The sequence below is a fragment of the Mucilaginibacter sp. P4_C11 genome, from assembly GCF_056402115.1.
Genome location: NZ_JBFUIA010000015.1, coordinates 38,486 through 58,247 on the forward strand (window position 1 = coordinate 38,486; position 19,762 = coordinate 58,247).

Annotated in this window: 15 protein-coding genes; 2 read left to right on the plus strand and 13 right to left on the minus strand. The window is 43.2% G+C overall.

What is annotated here, in order from left to right; genetic code table 11:
• Positions 1-60: 60 nt before the first annotated feature.
• The 6 genes from AC1DU2_RS15180 to AC1DU2_RS15205 form a co-directional block, all read right to left on the minus strand.
• Positions 61-2,607: a TonB-dependent receptor gene (locus tag AC1DU2_RS15180; RefSeq protein ID WP_477385165.1), complete on the minus strand. Its 2,547-nt coding sequence runs from the start codon at positions 2,605-2,607 to the stop codon at positions 61-63.
• 102 nt (positions 2,608-2,709) lie between these two features.
• Positions 2,710-3,675, minus strand: a complete 966-nt coding sequence (locus AC1DU2_RS15185) for an acyltransferase family protein (RefSeq protein ID WP_477385166.1) — start codon at positions 3,673-3,675, stop codon at positions 2,710-2,712.
• 84 nt (positions 3,676-3,759) lie between these two features.
• Positions 3,760-3,969, minus strand: coding sequence for a cysteine-rich CWC family protein (locus tag AC1DU2_RS15190; RefSeq protein ID WP_477385167.1), 210 nt, complete (start codon positions 3,967-3,969; stop codon positions 3,760-3,762).
• Between the two features lie 279 nt (positions 3,970-4,248).
• On the minus strand, positions 4,249-6,621 hold the full coding sequence (locus AC1DU2_RS15195; protein ID WP_477366668.1) for a ribonucleoside-diphosphate reductase subunit alpha: 2,373 nt from the start codon (positions 6,619-6,621) through the stop codon (positions 4,249-4,251).
• Between the two features lie 189 nt (positions 6,622-6,810).
• Entirely contained in the window at positions 6,811-7,782 is a 972-nt protein-coding gene (locus AC1DU2_RS15200; protein ID WP_192910129.1) for a ribonucleoside-diphosphate reductase small subunit, read from the minus strand.
• 575 nt (positions 7,783-8,357) lie between these two features.
• Positions 8,358-8,720: a methionine-R-sulfoxide reductase gene (locus tag AC1DU2_RS15205; RefSeq protein ID WP_477385168.1), complete on the minus strand. Its 363-nt coding sequence runs from the start codon at positions 8,718-8,720 to the stop codon at positions 8,358-8,360.
• Between the two features lie 159 nt (positions 8,721-8,879).
• Between AC1DU2_RS15205 and AC1DU2_RS15210 the strand changes: the two genes are divergently transcribed.
• Positions 8,880-9,440: a hypothetical protein gene (locus AC1DU2_RS15210; RefSeq protein WP_477385169.1), complete on the plus strand. Its 561-nt coding sequence runs from the start codon at positions 8,880-8,882 to the stop codon at positions 9,438-9,440.
• 126 nt (positions 9,441-9,566) lie between these two features.
• On the opposite strand, the gene AC1DU2_RS15215 is transcribed toward AC1DU2_RS15210, so the two are convergent.
• The 7 genes from AC1DU2_RS15215 to AC1DU2_RS15245 form a co-directional block, all read right to left on the minus strand.
• Complete coding sequence (locus tag AC1DU2_RS15215) at positions 9,567-11,096, minus strand: serine hydrolase domain-containing protein (protein WP_477385170.1); 1,530 nt, start codon at positions 11,094-11,096, stop codon at positions 9,567-9,569.
• A 173-nt stretch (positions 11,097-11,269) separates the two neighbouring features.
• Entirely contained in the window at positions 11,270-12,148 is an 879-nt protein-coding gene (sucD, locus tag AC1DU2_RS15220; protein WP_274212389.1) for a succinate--CoA ligase subunit alpha, read from the minus strand.
• Between the two features lie 209 nt (positions 12,149-12,357).
• Positions 12,358-12,630 carry an RNA polymerase sigma factor gene (locus tag AC1DU2_RS15225; protein ID WP_477367693.1) on the minus strand — a complete coding sequence of 91 codons (273 nt, stop codon included), beginning with the start codon at positions 12,628-12,630 and terminating at the stop codon, positions 12,358-12,360.
• Between the two features lie 11 nt (positions 12,631-12,641).
• A complete protein-coding gene (locus tag AC1DU2_RS15230) occupies positions 12,642-13,235 on the minus strand; it encodes a cupin domain-containing protein (RefSeq protein WP_477385171.1) in 594 nt (197 codons plus the stop codon).
• A 268-nt stretch (positions 13,236-13,503) separates the two neighbouring features.
• Positions 13,504-13,833: a hypothetical protein gene (locus AC1DU2_RS15235; RefSeq protein ID WP_147052632.1), complete on the minus strand. Its 330-nt coding sequence runs from the start codon at positions 13,831-13,833 to the stop codon at positions 13,504-13,506.
• Positions 13,834-13,930: 97 nt separating this feature from the next.
• The gene (dctA, locus tag AC1DU2_RS15240) at positions 13,931-15,196 is read right to left on the minus strand and encodes a C4-dicarboxylate transporter DctA (RefSeq protein ID WP_477385172.1); all 1,266 of its coding nucleotides are present in this window, start codon (positions 15,194-15,196) and stop codon (positions 13,931-13,933) included.
• Between the two features lie 218 nt (positions 15,197-15,414).
• Positions 15,415-16,206: a hypothetical protein gene (locus tag AC1DU2_RS15245; RefSeq protein WP_477367684.1), complete on the minus strand. Its 792-nt coding sequence runs from the start codon at positions 16,204-16,206 to the stop codon at positions 15,415-15,417.
• Between the two features lie 339 nt (positions 16,207-16,545).
• Between AC1DU2_RS15245 and leuS the strand changes: the two genes are divergently transcribed.
• Complete coding sequence (gene leuS, locus AC1DU2_RS15250; RefSeq protein ID WP_477385173.1) at positions 16,546-19,419, plus strand: leucine--tRNA ligase; 2,874 nt, start codon at positions 16,546-16,548, stop codon at positions 19,417-19,419.
• The last annotated feature ends 343 nt before the right edge of the window (positions 19,420-19,762 follow it).

The following is a 19,762-nucleotide window of genomic DNA, read 5'->3' on the forward strand; positions in this document are numbered from 1 at the left end:
ACTCTCCCGGCCCTGCTATTTTCAAAAAGTCTTGACTCTTGCTTCTTGATTCTAAAAGTCTTATCGTCCTCCTGATGGTGTGCCACCGCCGTTACCGCCCTGGTCCCCTTGTTTAAGGTCATCGTTGTTTACGCCTTTTTTCTGTTGTTGCGGGTTGCTGAAGCTTAGCTTACCAAAGCTATAGCTAAATGTGATACCGAACGAACGGAAAGGGAACGCGGTTGAGCTTTTTAACGAAAACGCGTCGCTGCTTATATTTTGATCGAAGTGTTTGTCGCGGGCAAATGGCTGTACCGTGTTAAAGCCGATAGCCAGTTTTTTATCCATAAACTGTTTCTTTAAACCAAAGGCATAAATACCAAATGCCGGGCTGGTACCTTGAATGGTACGGCGGGCCGAGTTGGTAAAGCCAAACAATTCGGCCAAAAAGTTATGCGGAAACTGGTATGATGCACTTCCGAAAGCGGAGTATTGGAAATACAAGCCAGTTGCCGAAGCTTTATCTTTATAAGCATCAAAAATGGTAGGGTTATACGTATAACCGTTGATGCTGGCACGGATGGTTAAAGGCTTTATCGGGTTTATTGATCCGAAGAAACTTGCACCGAACGAATTGTTTTTACCAATATTCTGGTAAGCTGTACGGGTAGCGTGTACTACCTGGTTTTGAATAGTTTCTGTCAGTGTATCAGCAATACCTTCAATCATGTTGTTGGTATTTTTATAATAAACCGAGAAGTTGATTACAGATGACTTAACAAATTTGTTAATGTTCAGCTCAACAGTTTGCGATACTTCCGGCGCCAGGTTCACGTTACCAACTGATTGGCTTTGTATCGAACTGCGGTTAATAAACGGATTTAAAAACTGCAGGCTTGGCCTTTGTATACGTTTGCTGTATGATAATTTAAGCGTTTGGCTGCCTAGTTGTTTCTGTATAGTTAAGCTGGGCACATACGTTGTATAGCTGGTACTAAAAGGGCTTAAATTCTGGTACAGGTCGCCAACTTTTTCCGGATCCTGGTAAGGGTTCTGCGGATCGCCTTTTATCCTGGTATTTTCAACACGGCCACCTACCAATAACGAATAGCTTTTTGGTAAAGTGAAAGTTAATACCGCATAACCTGCGTATACATTCTGGTTATAATCATACAGGTTCGAGTTCAATGAATCGCGTACTGCATTATTACCACTGTTATCGGTATCAAATATATCGTAGTTACTGTTTATACGGCGTTGTATGGTTTTACCACCGGCCTCAACTTTTACTACTTTATTTACAGGCAATGTATAATCGGCCTGGAAAGTATACTCGTTGTTTTTACCGTTGTTATCACCAATCTGGCTTGGGTTAACCGCGGTAAACAAGTTGTTGTAATTGGTAGTAATAATGCTATGGCTCCACTGGCCCGAAAGCGTAAACTCCTCGCCCTCTTTTTTAAACTTGTGGGTATAATCCAAATTCCAATCAAAACCGCCAAAGTGGTTATGCGATTGGGTGGTACTTGTGTACTGGGTTAAAATGCTGCCGGCTTGTATATTATTAACGCCGTTACCATCGGTGCTAAAACCACCATCATTAAGCCTGAAGGTACTGTTAAAGCTATTGAACGCGTTAACCTCGTAACCCATGGTTACCGAACCTATAGCGCCATGCCTTTTGATGCGGCTGGTTGAATTATTAAAGTTATGGCGGGTAATGCTTCCATCGGCACCTTTAAATTGCTGATCAAATGTGGTGGTTGACGTTTGCGGCCACGTTAAGTTACCCCCGGCGTTGATACCCAGGCTAAACCTGTTTTTATTATAGTTAAGGTTAACGTTACCATTGTTTTGGCGTGTACCTACACCACCGCTTACCGAGCCACTGATGCCCGATACATTTTTTTGCTTGGTAATAATGTTGATGATACCACCAGAACCTTCCGCATCATATTTAGCTGATGGAGATGTTACCACCTCGATGCTTTTGATCTGATCGGCAGGGATGGTTTTCAAAACATCCGATAAGCTGGCCGATGTTGCGCCCGATGGTTTACCGTTAATCAAAACTTTAACATTCTGATCGCCGCGAATAGATACGTTGCCGTTAATATCAACGTTTACCAAAGGCACTTTTTGCAATACATCGGTGGCATTACCGCCTGCAGATGTCAGGTCTTTTTCGGCATTATAAACAATCTTGTCAATCTTGTTTTCTATCAGTGGCGCCTGGCCAACAATGTTAACCGTTGCCAGTGTTTTGGAGCCCGGCGACAGGAAAATGTTGTTCATTTTAGCATCCGGCTTTGCAGCAGTAGTTACAACCGGGTCGATTGTTTTTGTTGGATAACCAAGAAAAGAAATTACCAGTTTGTAGCTTCCTGGTTTTACATTGTCTATCTTAAAACTACCTTTTGAATCCGTTAAGACACCATTGATAGGCGATTTACCGCCACTGCGATACAACCCTACAGATGTATAATCCATAGGTTGCTTGGTAACTGAATCGATAACAGTACCAGAAATGCGGCCAACAATTGTGGGGCCACCACCACCAACCCCAAACTGCGCTTTGGCCGAGATGGCAAAACAAATTAGAGCTATAAAAAAGTAAAAACGTTTCATTTGTGCGTATTTTCGTAATTGGAGGCGAAAATAGTTCAAATGTTACACGCTAATCCTTTATTTTTTTGATAAAATGCAAATTGTCATGTACATGTTACACTATCATGATATTACCTTTAATGACAGGTTATAATTCACCCGTTTGGATAATTTTAAACAAGGCTTTTCAACCAGTAAATAAAACAACCAGGCAAATAAAACACTCACACCAATGCCTGTCAAAAATTCTACCCCTTTAAAAAAGAACGTTTTAGGCAATAGCATACCCAGGTAAACAACCAGGTTGCTCCCTATAATATCATGGGTTAGGTATAGCGAAAACGAAATTTTAGAAAGAAAGTCAATAACCGGATAACTTTTTAAAGGCAACAATAATAAACCCAGGGCAAATAACGCAGCGCAGGTTTGCGATACGCCAACCGAATACATGCTGCAAGCAGTAATCAGAACACCAAAAACAAGTACGCCGTTCAACGCTTTTCCTTTAACCTTGTATAAATAATACAAAATACCCAGCGCAAACACCGGGAAGCTGTTGATTAACGTAGCACCGGGTACGTGTAAAAATACAGGTAAAATACTTAACAGCAATAACAGCCATTGCCCCCATTTACCTGTAAACCATGGAAAGCAAAGCGCCACGAAGAGGTAAAACTGGAACTCGATACCCAGGGTCCAGTAAACCGGGCTTAAGTAAGGCTGGCCCAAAAAGCTATTCAGGTAAGCCAGGTGGCAAAGCGCGTTAACCCAATCGGGGTGGTAATGTGCTACCCAAAAAAGCTTCATAATAATAGCCAGCACTATCGAGATGATGTACGGCGGCTCGATACGGATAACCCGTTTGAGGATAAAACGACCACCCAGTTTCCAGCTATAGTTTTCGGGTATAGCCCAGCAAATGATAAAACCCGATAACAGGAAAAACATATAAACACCCAGCCAGCCATAATTTAAAACCGGTAACGTTTTACCACCCAAATGGAATAACGTTACTGCCAGCGCGGCTATCGCCCGGATATAATCAACCTGTTGAAGATGTGGTTTTTGCTTTGTGCTGATAGCGGCCATGGTTAACAGCGGTATTTTTTATGCTGTTGGCGCTAAGATATTGTTTTTAAATTATTGAGTAGCCTGATGATTTTTAATGGGCTATTATTCGATACCCATCCCAACTCTATATTCCTGCTGCACAACAAGCAGGCAATTAGCACACAAACAACCTTCATACAGCTCGCTCACATACTGCACCTCGTTCAGGGTAAGCTGTACAGTGCTGCACTGGCACTTGGTGAATGAATTGGCTTTACATTCAAAAGGAGCCTCACAGCGTTCGCAACGGATGATTTCGTGTTTGGGGTGCATTTTTTAGTCCGAAAGTTGTTTTGTCAAAGGTCGACAAGTTTGATAGCAAATAAAAGCTTTTCAGATCATTATAATGTAAAAGAGAGAAAGTCGGAAAGTTCAGAAGTTAACGGTAGGCTAAATATAAAAGCCCAATGAGCTACGAAGCTTACTGGTCTTTTTATCTTTCGGACTTTTCGGACTTTCCGACTACTAATAATGTAAAAGACCGGTAAGCTACTACGCTTCCGGTCTTCTTTTATCTTTCTGACTTCCCGACTTTCGGACTTTCCCGACTACTTACGCAGAACAGGTAACGCAACCTTCTTCCATCGAGCAGCTTGGGCCTTCTGGTACGTTGTCGGCCATTTGGTCTACATGGTCAGGGATAACCGGCTCCATGTTTGATCCGCCCTGGTTTTCAACGGTGAATTTAACGGCTTGCGAAGCGGCTTGTGTACGCAGGTAGTACATACCTGTTTTTAAGCCTTTTTTCCATGCGTAGAAGTGCATTGAAGTTAGTTTTGAAGCGTTTGGCGCGTTGATGAACAGGTTTAATGATTGCGATTGGCAAACATAAGCACCCCTATCGGCAGCCATATCAATGATATTACGCATCTTAATTTCCCAAACTGTTTTGTACAGTTCTTTAATAGCTGATGGTATTTCGGCAATATCCTGAACAGATCCGTTTGCTGTGATAATCTTATCTTTCATAGCAGGCGTCCACAAGCCAAGGTTAACCAAATCGCGCAGCAGGTATTTGTTTACCACAATAAACTCGCCACTTAATACACGGCGGGTGTAAATGTTTGAGGTATATGGCTCAAAGCACTCATTGTTACCCAATATTTGTGATGTTGATGCTGTTGGCATTGGCGCTACTAACAGTGAGTTACGCACACCATGGTTCATTACATCAAGGCGCAGGTTTTCCCAATCCCAACGGTTGCTGGCAGGCGATACGTTCCATAAATCAAACTGGAATTTACCTTTTGATAATGGCGAGCCCTGGAAGGTTTCGTAAGCACCATCTTTGATAGCCAGGTCTTTTGAAGCCGTCATGGCAGCAAAGTAAATGGTTTCAAAAATTTCCTTGTTCAGTTGTTTAGCCTCATCGCTTTCAAACGGCATACGCAGCTGGATGAAAGTATCTGCCAAACCCTGTACACCTAAACCAATAGGGCGGTGACGCAGGTTTGAGTATTCGGCTTCTTTAACCGGGTAATAATTATAATCGATGATCTTGTTCAGGTTTAAAGTAGCCTGGTAAGTAACATCATATAATTTGTTATGATCAAATGTACCATTGTTAATGTAGCGTGGTAATGCTAATGAAGCCAGGTTACAAACGGCAATCTCGTTGGCATCGGTGTATTCCATAATTTCGGTACAAAGGTTTGAACTTTTGATAGTACCTAAATTTTGCTGGTTTGATTTGCTGTTGGCAGCATCTTTATACAACAGGTATGGTGTGCCGGTTTCAACCTGGGCATCCAATACGGCAAACCACAATTCCTGTGCTTTGATGGTACGGCGTGCACGGCCTTCTTTTTCGTACCTGGTATATAGGGCAACAAACTCTTCGCCAAAGCAATCGGCCAGGCCTGGTGCTTCATGCGGGCAAAACAGGCTCCACTCTTCGTTGGCCTCAACGCGCTGCATAAACAGGTCAGATACCCAAAGGGCGTAAAACAAATCGCGGGCACGCATTTCTTCTTTACCGTGGTTTTTACGCAGATCTAAAAATTCAAAGATATCTGCATGCCATGGCTCTAAATAAATAGCGAAAGCGCCTTTACGTTTGCCGCCACCCTGGTCAACATAACGGGCAGTATCGTTAAATACCCGCAGCATTGGAATAATCCCATTGCTGGTACCGTTTGTGCCGCTGATGTATGAACCTGTAGCACGCACGTTGTGAATGCTTAAGCCAATACCACCTGCGCTTTGTGATATTTTTGCTGTTTGTTTTAAAGTATCGTAAATACCATCAATGCTATCATCTTTCATGGTTAATAAAAAGCATGACGACATTTGTGGTTTTGGAGTACCGGCATTAAATAAAGTAGGCGTAGCATGTGTAAACCAACGCTCGCTCATTAAGTGGTAAGTTTTGATAGCACTTTCTACATCCTCTTTGTGGATACCAACAGATACACGCATAAACAAGTGTTGCGGGCGCTCAACAATTTTACCATCTACTTTTAACAGGTACGATTTTTCAAGGGTTTTAAAACCAAAATAATCAAAACCAAAATCGCGGTCGTAAATGATGGTGCTGTCTAACAGTTCGGCATTCTTTTCAATCACTTCCCAAACGTCATCAGCAATTAACGAGGCATTTTTACCGGTTTTGCCATCCACATAGTTGTACAGGATACGCATAGTTTCCGAGAACGACTTGATAGTGTTCTTATGCAGGTTTGATACTGCAATGCGCGATGCCAGTAAAGCATAATCGGGATGCTTCGTCGTTAATGATGCAGCAGTCTCGGCAGCAAGGTTATCAAGTTCTGACGTGGTTACACCGTCAAACAAACCTTCAATTACCTTTTTTGCCACATCAATCGGGTCAACCAGGTTGAACCCATAGCACAGTTTTTCAATACGTGCCGTGATCTTGTCGAATTTTACCGACTCTTTTCTACCGTCTCTTTTTACTACAAGCATGTTTTAATGGATATTTAGTAGTTAGTATCAAGTAGCAAGACCTGTACCAACTCGTTTACGTATATATATTATTAACTCTTATTCTTTTTTTAACCGGCGTCAATTAGGAAAACTTTGTTCGCCGCCGAACCTATATTTGTGATCTAACTTAGTATCTTGATACTTGATACTAACTACTTGATACTACTCTTAGAAATCCTCATCAAGAGAAAATGCTTTGCTTTCGGCGTTGTTTAATACGCCGCTTTTCTGGTAGTCGCCAACCCGTTTTTCAAAGAAGTTGGTTTTGCCCTGCAGCGATATCATCTCCATAAAGTCGAAAGGATTGCTGGCTCCGTAATGTTTTTCATAGCCCAGTTCGCCAAGCCACCTATCGGCAACAAATTCAATGTACTGGCCCATCATTTTGGCGTTCATACCAATCAGGTTAACGGGCAGTGCATCGGTAACAAATTCTTTTTCTATTTCAACCGCATCAGTAATAATCTTAGTAACGGCTTCGGCGCTTAAGCGCTTGTTAAGCATTTTGTATAATAAACAGGCAAATTCGCAGTGCGAGCCTTCATCACGAGAAATTAACTCATTGCTGAAAGTTAAGCCCGGCATCAGGCCGCGTTTTTTAAGCCAGAAGATAGAGCAAAAGCTACCCGAAAAGAAGATACCTTCAACCGCCGCAAAAGCAACCAAGCGCTCGGCAAAGTTGCCGTTGTTTATCCAGCGCAGCGCCCACTCGGCTTTTTTGGTTACACACGGTATGGTGTCAATAGCATGAAACAGGCGGTCTTTTTCGGCCGGGTCTTTTATATATGTATCAATTAACAGGGCATACGTTTCTGAGTGAATGTTTTCCATCATGATCTGGAAGCCATAAAAACAACGGGCCTCGGGCAATTGCACCTCGCTCATGAAATTTACGGCCAGGTTTTCGTTCACAATACCATCACTGGCGGCAAAGAAAGCCAGTATGTGCGAAATGAAATGCTTCTCGCCCGGATTCAGGTTTTCCCAGTGCTTCATATCATCCGAAAGATCGATCTCCTCGGCCGTCCAGAAACTGGCTTCAGCTTTTTTGTACATTTCCCAAATTGCCGGATACTTGATAGGCAGTATCACAAACCTGTCTTTGTTCTCTCTCAGTAAAATTTCGTCTTCCTGTATCATTTGGTATCTGTTTTTTTCCGTTTTATTATTCCTTTAGTGACATCAGACACCAACCCCGGCCTTATTAAAAAATAAAGCTCCTTTTTCCTGCGATCAGGCTTGGCCAATCACATTTTTTAGTATGTAAATTCCTGACAGTTAAGTGTTTGCATTGCTGGATGATGAATACATCCGACTGTCTGTTGAATACCTTTTTATTACCTTGTAGAACAAAGTTAATGTTTGAGTTGGTATGCTGTTAATGATAGTTTTTAACAAACGCCCGAGTTATTAACACTTTGTCGATTTATTTTTATCGCCCCGTTGTTGAAAGAAAATTAATAGACTTGATTACAGCTAATTAAAATGAGCCCGCCAAATGCATAGTGTAAAAACAGGGCCAAACCAATAATTTAACATTACAAATTACTTTACTTAACACAGACAGTTATTGAAAAATAAATAACGCCTTTGCTAAAGACTGATAACAATCTCGAAATTGAGCTGAAAAAGCGGTTCAAAAAAACAAATGTGGAAAAACAAAATACCCCGCAGGGCAAAAACCAAACGGGATATTCCTAAAAGTTTTAAGAAAGTTATGCGACTGGAACAAATTTCATTGATACCGAATTTACACAATGGCGGGTATTTTTTGGGGTTAGGTATTCGCCTTCAAAAACGTGACCCAGGTGGGCGCCGCAATTGGCACAAACAATCTCAACCCGGCGGCCATCGGCATCGGGCACCCTTTTTACAGCACCCGGAATTTCATCATCAAAACTTGGCCAGCCGCAATGCGATTCGAATTTTGATTCGGAAGTGTATAAGGGTGTGTCGCAGCGTTTACAAACATATAAACCTTGCGCATGGTTGTTTAATAGCGAGCCGGTAAAAGGCCTTTCGGTACCCTTATGCAGTATGATATATTCTTCTTCGGGTGTTAATTTATTGTATTCCATTTTAATTATTGAATTATTGATGGAGTGAATTATTGAGTTGCTCACTCCCTCTGCTACATAAAGATACGATAATTTTAAAGGCATAAATGTATTGAAGGTGATGTTTACATTGGATTGACTTGCACAATAAATACCAAAAATTAAGGCTACCTTGTTGCTATGAATCCATACCTGCTATTATTAACATTTGTTTTAACAGTTGGTAAACCAAAGCAACATTTGGCTTTACCACATTCGGTTCATATACAAGGCCTACAGGCCGATACGTCAAAACTTGCTATTTTAAACCTGGAGAAAAACATGGTAAGTAAGTATTTTGATGAAGGTGCAAAACCGGTTGTGCTCTCGCCTGATGAGATAGAAAAAGCAAACCTTTTGATTAGCGAGGCGATTAGTCAATACAATACCGATAGCGAAAAAATTTACAAACAAAACCTGGCCAATACAAAAAAGTACCCCGGCTCGGTTGCTTATGACCCCAAGATCAAATCGCCATCCGGTTACTATAAGCAAATTGTCGCGGCAATTAATGCAAAGGGCGAAAAAGAAGTTTGGGTAAATTGCTTTTGTAAATTAGATGACTGGCGCCCAGATAATGACAAAAATTATTGGCGAAAAAATATTGTCAGGGTGATGGACGGAGGAAGCTGCTATTTTAACCTGAAAATAAATTTAACTACCGAAACCATCATCTGGTTTAAAGTAAACGGAGTATCCTGACCCGGATAAACAACTGTCGTATCAACGATAAATTGACGGATATTCCTTAGCCCAAAGTCTTAAGTTCTAAGTCAAAAGAGAAAAAAAACAACTTTAGACTTTCGACGCCGTACTGTTGACTTAACACTACGGCGTTACCAAATCCAAATGATACTCCTGTATCAACGGAGGATTTTCGGGCGTGAGCGTAAAGCTCACTTTAATATTGGCATTCTCTCCCTTCATAATAAAATAGCCGCGCAGTTGGTTTTCCGGCATTACATCGCCAATACTTACTGTTTTCCCGGCTTTGGCAAAGGCGGCTGCGGCTGCAACTTTTAATTTATCAGGAAAGTAGTCCATAAAAAAGTTATCAGCAAAAATGCCGCTTTCTTTGGCTTTGCTCCAATCGGCAATAACTTTCAACAGGTCGTTTTTGCGTTGCTCCAATATCAATGAGGCCGGCAACTGGCGGGGTTTTATGCCGGTGATAGCCATTATAGTATCCAACACCTGTGTATTGGGATAGCCGGCCCGGGCATACGTTAAATTGGCGAACGACACCACGCCGATACCGTAATCGGGCATAATGTTCCATTGGCTGCCAAAACCCGGCAAACCACCGGTATGGCCAATATAAACCCGGTTATCACAATCTTTGGCCCAGCGTAACCCGTAAGCGTAAGCGCTCACATTGGGGCAAGGGCGGCCTGTAGTTGTTTTGGCATTGGCTGTTAAATAGTTTACATCCCAGGGGTACTGCATCTCGCGGATGGAGCTGCGTTTTATGGGGCCGGTTTCGGCATCATCCCTTGGCGGCCAGGCATCCAGGTGCAGGGCCATATAAATACTAAAATCTTCAATAGTGGTAATCAGGCCACCCATGGCACCGTAAGCACCGTCGTGCAGCAAAGGTTGCTCAACCCATTTATCATCCAGCCAGCGGTAGCCAAGGGCCAGCTGTTCTTTAGGTACTTGGGTGTACTCCCAGTAGGTATGTGTCATACCCAGTGGTTTCAGGATATTGTCGGTAATATAAGTCTCGTAGGTTTTTCCTGATACTTTTTTGATGATGTAACCCAGTGTGGCAAAWCCCAGGTTACTGTACTCATACCCCTGCCCGGGGTTATTGGAAAACGAAACACCTTTTTTGTAGATGGCCACCAGTTCGGCATCGCTTACGGCCAGTTGTCTGTCGCCCCAGGGATTATCTTCCGGGTAACCGGCAGCGTGGGTAAGCAGGTGGCGTATGGTTATGGGCGTAGCATCTTTAGTAAGGTATTTAGTACCCTTCATTTCGGAAATATACAGGTAAGCCGGATCATCCAACTTGAGCTTACCCTCGTCGCGAAGCTTTAAAATGGCCATGGCCGTAAGGCTTTTAGTCATAGAGGCAATGCGAAAGGCTGATTTTGGCGTAGCCGGTATTTTATTGGGCACATCGGTATAGCCCAGCCCCACCGTATGCACCAGTTTACCATCTACAATAATGCCATAGGCCACACCGGGCCAATGATTATCTTCGGCATATTTTTTATAAATCTGGTCTATCACCGGGTAAGTGGCTTCTATTTTCTTCAGCCTGTCGGGATCGGTAAAGGCAGCGGGTTTGTAGGTTTGGGCGGTGGCTGTAAGGCCTAAGGATAAACATAACCAGAGCAGATTTTTTTTAATCATGGCAAAGTTTTAAAGCTGATGTTCCTAAATTAAAGAATTTAGCTGACTGTCTGAATCAGAATTCTCAGAATTTAAGAATTTTCAGGATAGCATGTATCATACACAAAAAATCCCGGCCAAAAATGACCAGGATTTAAATATATTATTCAGCTTTGTGCCTTTGGCTTTCCGCTTTAAGCTAACTTTGCCAATTCTTCTGCCATAGCAGCACCAATTTCGGCAGGCGATTCTACTACGCGGATACCGCACTCGGTCATAATTTTCATTTTGGCTGCAGCTGTATCGTCGGCACCGCCAACAATTGCACCTGCGTGGCCCATCCTGCGGCCCGGAGGCGCGGTTTGGCCTGCAATAAAACCTACAACTGGTTTAGTACCAAATTCTTTAATCCAACGGGCTGCATCAGCTTCCATACCGCCACCAATTTCGCCAATCATGATAATCCCATGTGTATCCGGGTCATTCATCAGTAACTCAACAGCTTCTTTAGTTGGGGTGCCTATGATAGGGTCGCCACCAATACCTATGGCAGTAGTGATACCTAAACCGGCTTTAACCACCTGGTCAACAGCCTCGTAAGTTAACGTACCCGATTTTGAAACTACGCCTACATTACCTTTCTTGAAGATAAAGCCTGGCATAATACCAATTTTACTTTCATCGGCAGTAATAATACCCGGGCAGTTGGGGCCAATAAGGCGCGCATCCTTATCGGTTAAATATTCTTTTACCGCAATCATATCTTTTGTAGGGATACCTTCGGTAATACAAACAATAACTTTAATACCAGCCTCGGCAGCTTCCATAATGGCATCCGCGCCAAAGGCAGGAGGTACAAAAATGATAGATACATCGGCGCCGGTTTGGTCAACCGCGTCTTTAACTGTGTTAAAAACAGGCCTGTCCAGGTGGCTTTGGCCGCCCTTGCCAGGTGTAACACCACCAACAAGCTGGGTACCATAAGCAATCATTTGCTCGGCGTGGTAGCTGCCCTCTTTACCGGTGAAACCTTGTACAATAACTTTTGAATCTTTATTTACCAGAACACTCATTGGTTTTTTCGTTTAGTACGGCAAATCTAAAGTTTTTGGCCGAATGTCAAACCCCATTATAATTTAATAGGGGAATAATTTAGTATGATAACATAAAAGTGACGTTTTGATATTGGATGGCTTTAACAGCTGCGCCGGTTTACACTATTTTTTCGGGTGGCAGGTAAGGGTACATCTGTGCCAATTGCGCTTGCTTAATCACACCCACTTTAGGTTATTTGTGCCCGTGATGCCCGGTTCCTGGCTATCCCGGCCATCCAGATTAACAGGCGTTTATCCTGTTGATGATACGATTGAATGTTTGCCCAAATCTCCAATATGGTACTTGCCAGTATTTCTTCTGCTGTTTGCCTGTCGCTGATATGGCAGCAAATGATTTTAAAAAGGGTGGCTGCATAGCTATCATATAAGGCGCCAACACTCGAAGGATCGCGTTTCTCCATAGCACCGATGAGTTCTTTTTCTGAAAGAGTTGTTTCCATCACAGTCAAAATCAGGCAAAGCGGTGTTGCAAAATGGCAATAACGTAAGGAGACAGTATCTCTATATCGTGATTAACATGTAATGGAATTTCCAGGTGATCGCCGGGATTAAGCGTAAATACTTTATCGCCAACGGTGCAGGCGCATTGTCCTTTCAATATAAAAAAGCTTTCGGATACCTCTTCATGTACCTCTTCGGGCACATTTAGTTTAGTTACTACCAGGGTTTGGGCAATATGTTCATCCTGGCGCAGCAGGTGTGCAAAAAAATCATCGAAGGGTTCGGCCGGTAAAAGGTGTTCAACTGCGCTAAGCCAGGCAGTATAACTGGAGTATTCGTCGGTCGCGGGCAAATTTTCTATATCGATGGCGTCGCCCGGGAAACCCAAAGCTGCCAATATGCTGTTCCTGAGCCTTGCCGGAGGTGTAATGGCCGCGCTTTCGGCAATTTTCTCAATCGTATCTTCAATTTTTTCCAGCTCCTGCCTAATCATGGGATGTTCCTGGCTTAAAGCTACAACCTCCCGGGCGCGTTCCTCGTCAAAAATATCAAAGCAATGCTGTTCAAGGTTACCACTGTTAATATAGTTGTTGATATCTATCATAATTTGGGTATCAGGGTATGCATGAGTTAAATTGACTGCGGTAAACCCCGGCCGGTAATCAGGTTCAGGCTAACGCGCAAATATAAATAAAGTATTATATACCAATTGCAGTATACTGGTTTAACCTACTCTTTATCAGTGTAAGCCACCATTCTCAGCAATTCAGGCGTATTATAAGCGGGGCTTTTAACCTTTCACCTATTGTGGTATTGTCAACGAATATACATTAATGTAGTCCTATCAATTAGCTGAAGCTATCAGTGAGGCCCTAAGCAGGATTGGGTTTGGCGGTAATTTTCTTCCAGATGGAAAACCCTCCGTAAACAAACATTAAACCAATAAACACATATACCCAAATGGAAATATTGCGGCCTGCAATGATGAGGTAAAGATAAGGCAGGCTAAAACTAAGCGACGCAAGCAACAGCGGAATAAGGATAGGCTTTTTGGCCCTGAAAGTTTTGAGCACCCAGCCAAGGAACGAAAAAAAACAGATCTTACTAACTAAATAAAGAATACCAATAAGTAAAGGGTCAACCTCGTGCTTCTCGCCCAAGGCAATAACCCAATCTTTAATAAGCGTGATATAATCCGTCATATATTGCAAGTTATACATTAACTGGTACACATTGTGTGTATTTGCCAATTAATATGTTCACCGGAATCCTTTAGGCGGCAAATCAAAAGTTCCCCCTTCAGGGGGGTAGGGGGTTAAACTCCCCTTCGCTCTTGGCAATTACAATGGTAGCTACACCATTGCCAATCACATTGGTAATAGCCCGTGCTTCCGACATAAACCTATCTACCCCAATCAATATAGCCAGACCCTCTACCGGGATAATTTTAATAGCCGCGAGCGTGCTGCTCAGCACAATAAACCCGCTGCCGGTAACACCTGCTGCACCTTTGGATGTAATCATGAGGATGCCAATTATAGTTAACTGCTGCGCCAGCGACAAAGGCACATTAAAAACCTGCGCCAAAAATATCACACACATAGATAGGTAAATAGTGGTACCATCTAAATTAAAGGAATACCCTGTTGGGATAACCAGGCCCACCACAGATTTAGAGCAGCCAAACTTTTCCAGCTTTTCCATCATGGCAGGCAGTGCCGATTCGGAAGAAGACGTGCCTAACACAATCAGAATCTCTTCCTTAATATACTTAAGATATTGCCACAGGCTGAATTTATAAATGCGGCAAATGATATTGAGCACCACAAAAATAAACAGGAACATGGTAAGATAAACCGAGCCCATTAATATAGCCAGCGGCTGCAGGGTTTTTACGCCGTACTTACTAATGGTAAATGCCATCCCCCCGAAAGCGCCCAAAGGGGCAACCTTCATCACTATTTTCATGATATTAAAAAACACTTTGGATAGTTTATCAAACAAACTGATAACCGCTTGCCCCGTTTCGCCCATACGGCTCAGACCAACGCCGAACAGTATGGCAAAAAATAAAATCTGCAAAATATCGCCTTTAGCAAAGGCTTCAAATACGTTACCGGGCACTATATGGGCTATAAAATCGCCCCAGTGCATTTCAGATGCTGCTTTTTCATACACGGCAAGTTTACCTGTTGTATCGGTAATGGTATGATTTTGAAAACCGGCACCCGGTTTTATGATATTGGCAACCGTAACACCTATAATAAGGGCAAAAGAGGTTACTATTTCAAAATAAAGCAAAGCCTTCCCTCCTACCCGGCCAACCTTTTTCATATCGCTCATACCGGCAATACCCAGCACAATGGTAAAAAATATGATTGGCGCAATCAGCATGGTGATCAGGCTGATAAAAGTTTTGCTGATTAACTCGGCTGTTGGAGCAAAGCCCTTAAAGTTTAGCCCTACCACTACGCCCAGGGCAATAGCTATAAGTACCTGGAAGGTGAGGTTTGAAATGAGGCGAAGCCCCCTGCCCCCCTGAAGGGGGAACTTTTTGACTGGCATTAGTATCTGGCGTTTTATAGTTTAACAAGTATACGATTTTGGAATTGTAAAATGTCCCGACGGCTGGCCTGCGGTATTGGCGATAAGAACCATTTATGACAGCATATTTAGTTATTGCACGTTGCATACCGCCCCAGTTGTCTTTTTCAAAACGTCTGTTAGCAAAAACCCCCGTTTACCAATAAAGGCAAACGGGGGTTTTAGATTGGCAAGCTGATTTATAACACTTGCCCGGTTTTAATATTTATAGTATAAACTTTACCGTTAATGGTAAACTGTGCTTTATGATTACCCTGGAAAGTGATGGTGCCACTGTAGTTCCAGGTTTTGCCTTCGTAAGTTCCTTTGGTTGTAAATGACGCGTGGCCGTCGGTTATATCGGCGTCGGCAGCGCGGTCTATCATTAGGCCGGTTAGTTTAAAGTTGAATGATGCGGATATAGCTTTTGCTTTCCCGGCCTCAGTATAAGTACCATTTACATACGCATTTAAAGCACCATCTAACTGCAGTTTCAGGTTACTAACTCCGGGATTAAGGCTTTTTAAAACAAAATTTTTGCCATATTTTTCGGTGATATTGGCACCGCCGCCAACTAATACCAGGTTTAAACTATCGTTAACCGTGATGCTCGATGGTTTGCTGTTGGTACATAAAACTTCGTATTTGATTTTTTCCCAAAGGTCGAGTTTTGAAGTATCGCTATCACCCAGTTTTAGCGAAAAGGTAGTATCAATTTTGAAACCGCAGCCAAAATTGCCCGCAGATTCGATCCTTGCTTTGCCTTTAGATTTAAAGACGATATTTGATGGATAATCTAATCCGTCAGAAATACTGAAGCCGCCTTGGGTTCCGTATAAGGCTTCGCTAAGGTTTGAAGCAATCTCGGTACTTACTACCGTCGGATCGGCTGTGTTTGCTGTTGTACCGTCATCTTTTAACTTGCGGCAACCAAAACAGGTTAAAACAAGGCCTGCAACGGCTATCAAGGTAAGTTTGTAATTGTGTTTCATGTTTAAGTTTTTAAAAATATTGACCAAATTTAACTCTATTACGGCTAATTGTAAAATAAGTTGGGTTAATTTATTAACATATATTCATATCACTATCAACCCGTTAGCTAAATGACTTATAGATACCTCCAATATTTCCATCCGGGAAAAACACTTCGGGTTGCAAAATTTTACGATAGCCCCTATGTTGTTAATTACCATTACGAAAGTGAACGTCAATAAGTAACACATGACTGCCGTTTTTTGTATTGTTTTTATAGCAATCAACTAATCGCCAATAAACTACCATACTAATAGAGATTTTCTTAATTTCGCAACCTCATACGTATAACCAACAAAATGGACTATCAATTTAAAGATATAGAGCAAAAGTGGCAGCAGTTTTGGGCCCAGAACAATACGTTTAAAGCCGAAGATAAAAGCACCAAACCCAAGTATTATGTGCTGGATATGTTCCCCTACCCATCGGGTGCGGGGCTGCATGTGGGCCATCCGCTGGGGTATATTGCATCTGATATTTTTGCACGTTACAAGCGCCTTAAGGGTTTTAACGTATTGCACCCCATGGGTTACGATAGCTTTGGCTTACCGGCCGAGCAGTATGCCATACAAACCGGGCAGCACCCGGCGGTAACTACCGAAGATAATATTGCTACCTATCGCCGCCAGCTGGACCAGATTGGTTTCTCGTTCGACTGGAGCCGCGAAGTGCGCACCAGTTCGCCCGATTATTATAAGTGGACCCAGTGGATTTTTATGCAGCTGTTTAATAGCTGGTATAATAAGGATGCCGATAAAGCCGAAAGCATTGCTAAACTGGTTGAACATTTTGAGCAAAACGGGTCGGCGGGTATTAATGCCGTATGCGATGAAGAAATATTGAGTTTTACTGCTGCAGACTGGAAAGCGATGAGCAACCAGGACCAGCAGGCCGAACTATTGAAATACCGCCTTACCTACCTGCGCGAAAGTACCGTAAACTGGTGTCCCGCCCTTGGTACCGTATTGGCCAACGATGAGGTAAAAGACGGCTTTAGCGAGCGCGGCGGCTACCCTGTTGAGCAAAAAAAGATGATGCAATGGAGCATGCGTATCACCGCCTATGCCGAAAGACTGTTGCAAGGCCTGGACACCATTGACTGGCCCGAGCCTTTGAAAGAAATGCAGCGCAACTGGATTGGCAAGAGCACCGGTGCATCGGTTCGTTTTCCAATAGCGGGTTCGGGTGGCGAGGTTCGAGGTTCGGGAGATTCCAAACCCGCAACTGGCTACCCGATCCACGCAACTCATATAGAGGTTTTCACCACCCGCGTGGATACCATCTTCGGTGTAACCTTTGTGGTGATAGCGCCCGAGCACGAGTTGGTGGCCAGTTTAACCACCCCGGAGCAAAAGGCAGATATTGATGCCTATATAGCGGTAACCAAAAAGAAATCGGAACTTGACAGGATGGCTGATGCCAAAACGGTTTCGGGTGCTTTTACCGGCAGCTATGTTTTAAACCCGCTGAACGGCCAGCAAATCCCGATTTGGATTGCCGATTACGTACTGGCTGGTTACGGCACCGGCGCGGTTATGGCCGTTCCATCCGGCGACCAGCGCGACTATTTATTTGCCAAACATTTTGATTTGCCGATAGTACAGATTCTTGACACCCAAAAGATAGAAACCGAGGCCGACTCAACCAAGGAAGGCACCTATATCAACTCGGAATTCATGAACGGGTTGGATTATAAAGCGGGTACCGCTGCCGTTATTGCCAAACTGGAAGAGGTTGGCGCCGGTAAGGCAAAAATCAACTTCAGGATGCGCGACGCCATTTTTGGCCGCCAACGCTACTGGGGCGAACCCGTTCCCGTTTATTTTAAAGATGGTTTACCTTATTTAATTGAGGAAAGTCACTTGCCGTTGTTATTGCCCGAAGTTGATAAATATTTGCCGACTGAAAGCGGTGAACCGCCTTTGGGTCGCGCTGAAGGATGGAGCTACAAGAGTCAAGAATCAAGAATCAAGAATCAAGACGAAGCCGGTTATGCTTACGAGCTTTCGACCATGCCCGGCTGGGCTGGATCTAGCTGGTACTGGTTCCGTTATATGGATGCGCACAATGATAAAGAGTTTGCTTCGCCGGAAGCTATCGCTTATTGGAAGGATGTTGATTTATACATCGGCGGCAGCGAACACGCTACAGGCCACTTGTTGTATAGCCGTTTCTGGAACAAGTTTTTGAAGGATATTGGCAAAGTTGGAGAAGAAGAACCTTTTAAAAAATTGATTAACCAGGGGATGATTCAAGGCCGCAGTAATTTTGTTTATCGTTTGATAGACGAAGAAGGCCGCGGAACAAACACTTTTGTATCTCATGGTTTAATTAAGGAATACAAAACCTCTCCTTTGCATGTTGATGTAAACATTGTAGAGAACGAAGTGATGAACATCAACAAGTTTAAACAATGGCGGCCTGAATTTGCAGATGCTGAATTCATTTTAGAAAACGGCAAATATATCTGCGGCGTAGAGGTTGAAAAAATGTCGAAACGTTACTACAACGTTGTTAACCCGGACGACATTGCCCAACGTTACGGTGCCGATACCCTACGCATGTACGAGATGTTCCTTGGCCCGCTGGAACAAAGCAAACCATGGAATACCAACGGCATTGAGGGTGTGTTTAAATTCCTGCGTAAATTCTGGCGGTTGTTTCATAACGATGCCTGGGAATTTAGCGTATCGGGTGCCGAGCCTTCAAAAGCAGAATTAAAATCATTACACAAGATCATCCGCAAGGTGGAGGAAGATATCGAGCGTTTTTCGTTCAACACTTCGGTATCCAGTTTCATGATAGCCGTAAATGAGTTAACCGATTTGAAATGTAATAACCGTGCGATATTGCAGGATATGGTGATCATCCTATCCTCGTACGCCCCACACATTTGCGAGGAGTTATGGACTTTACTGGGTAACCCGGCCGGTACTTTATCTTACGCGCCGTTCCCTAAGTTCAACAGCACTTATTTAATTGAGGATGATTTTGCTTACCCAATATCTATCAACGGTAAAATGAAAATGAACCTTAACATCCCGCTAAGCCTGGAAGTAAAAGAGATAGAAGAAACCGTATTGGCCAACGCAGATGTGCAAAAATACCTTGACGGCAAAGCCCCTAAAAAGGTGATTGTTGTTAAAGGCCGGATTGTGAATATGGTGGTGTAGGTCCCCTTTAGATGTGCAGATGTGCAAATTTCAGATGTGCAGATGACGGATTAAAATGGGAATAAAAAGAGAATGTCATCGCGGCTTGAGCTACGATGACATTCTCTTTTTTATGTCATCCTGAGTGGTAAAATTTCGCGAAATTCCGAAGGAGAAATGACATACTAAAGAGCGTTGTCATGCTGAGCCTGTCGAAGCATGGCGGGCAAAGGCCTCTCCGCGCGACCCTTCGACAGGCTCAGGGTGACAGGCCTACGCACCTCTAAAAGAAAACATATCATCGGTAGGCATAAAGCAATCGCGAACTATGCATATCCAAATGAATAGTTCAAGATTGCCGCGC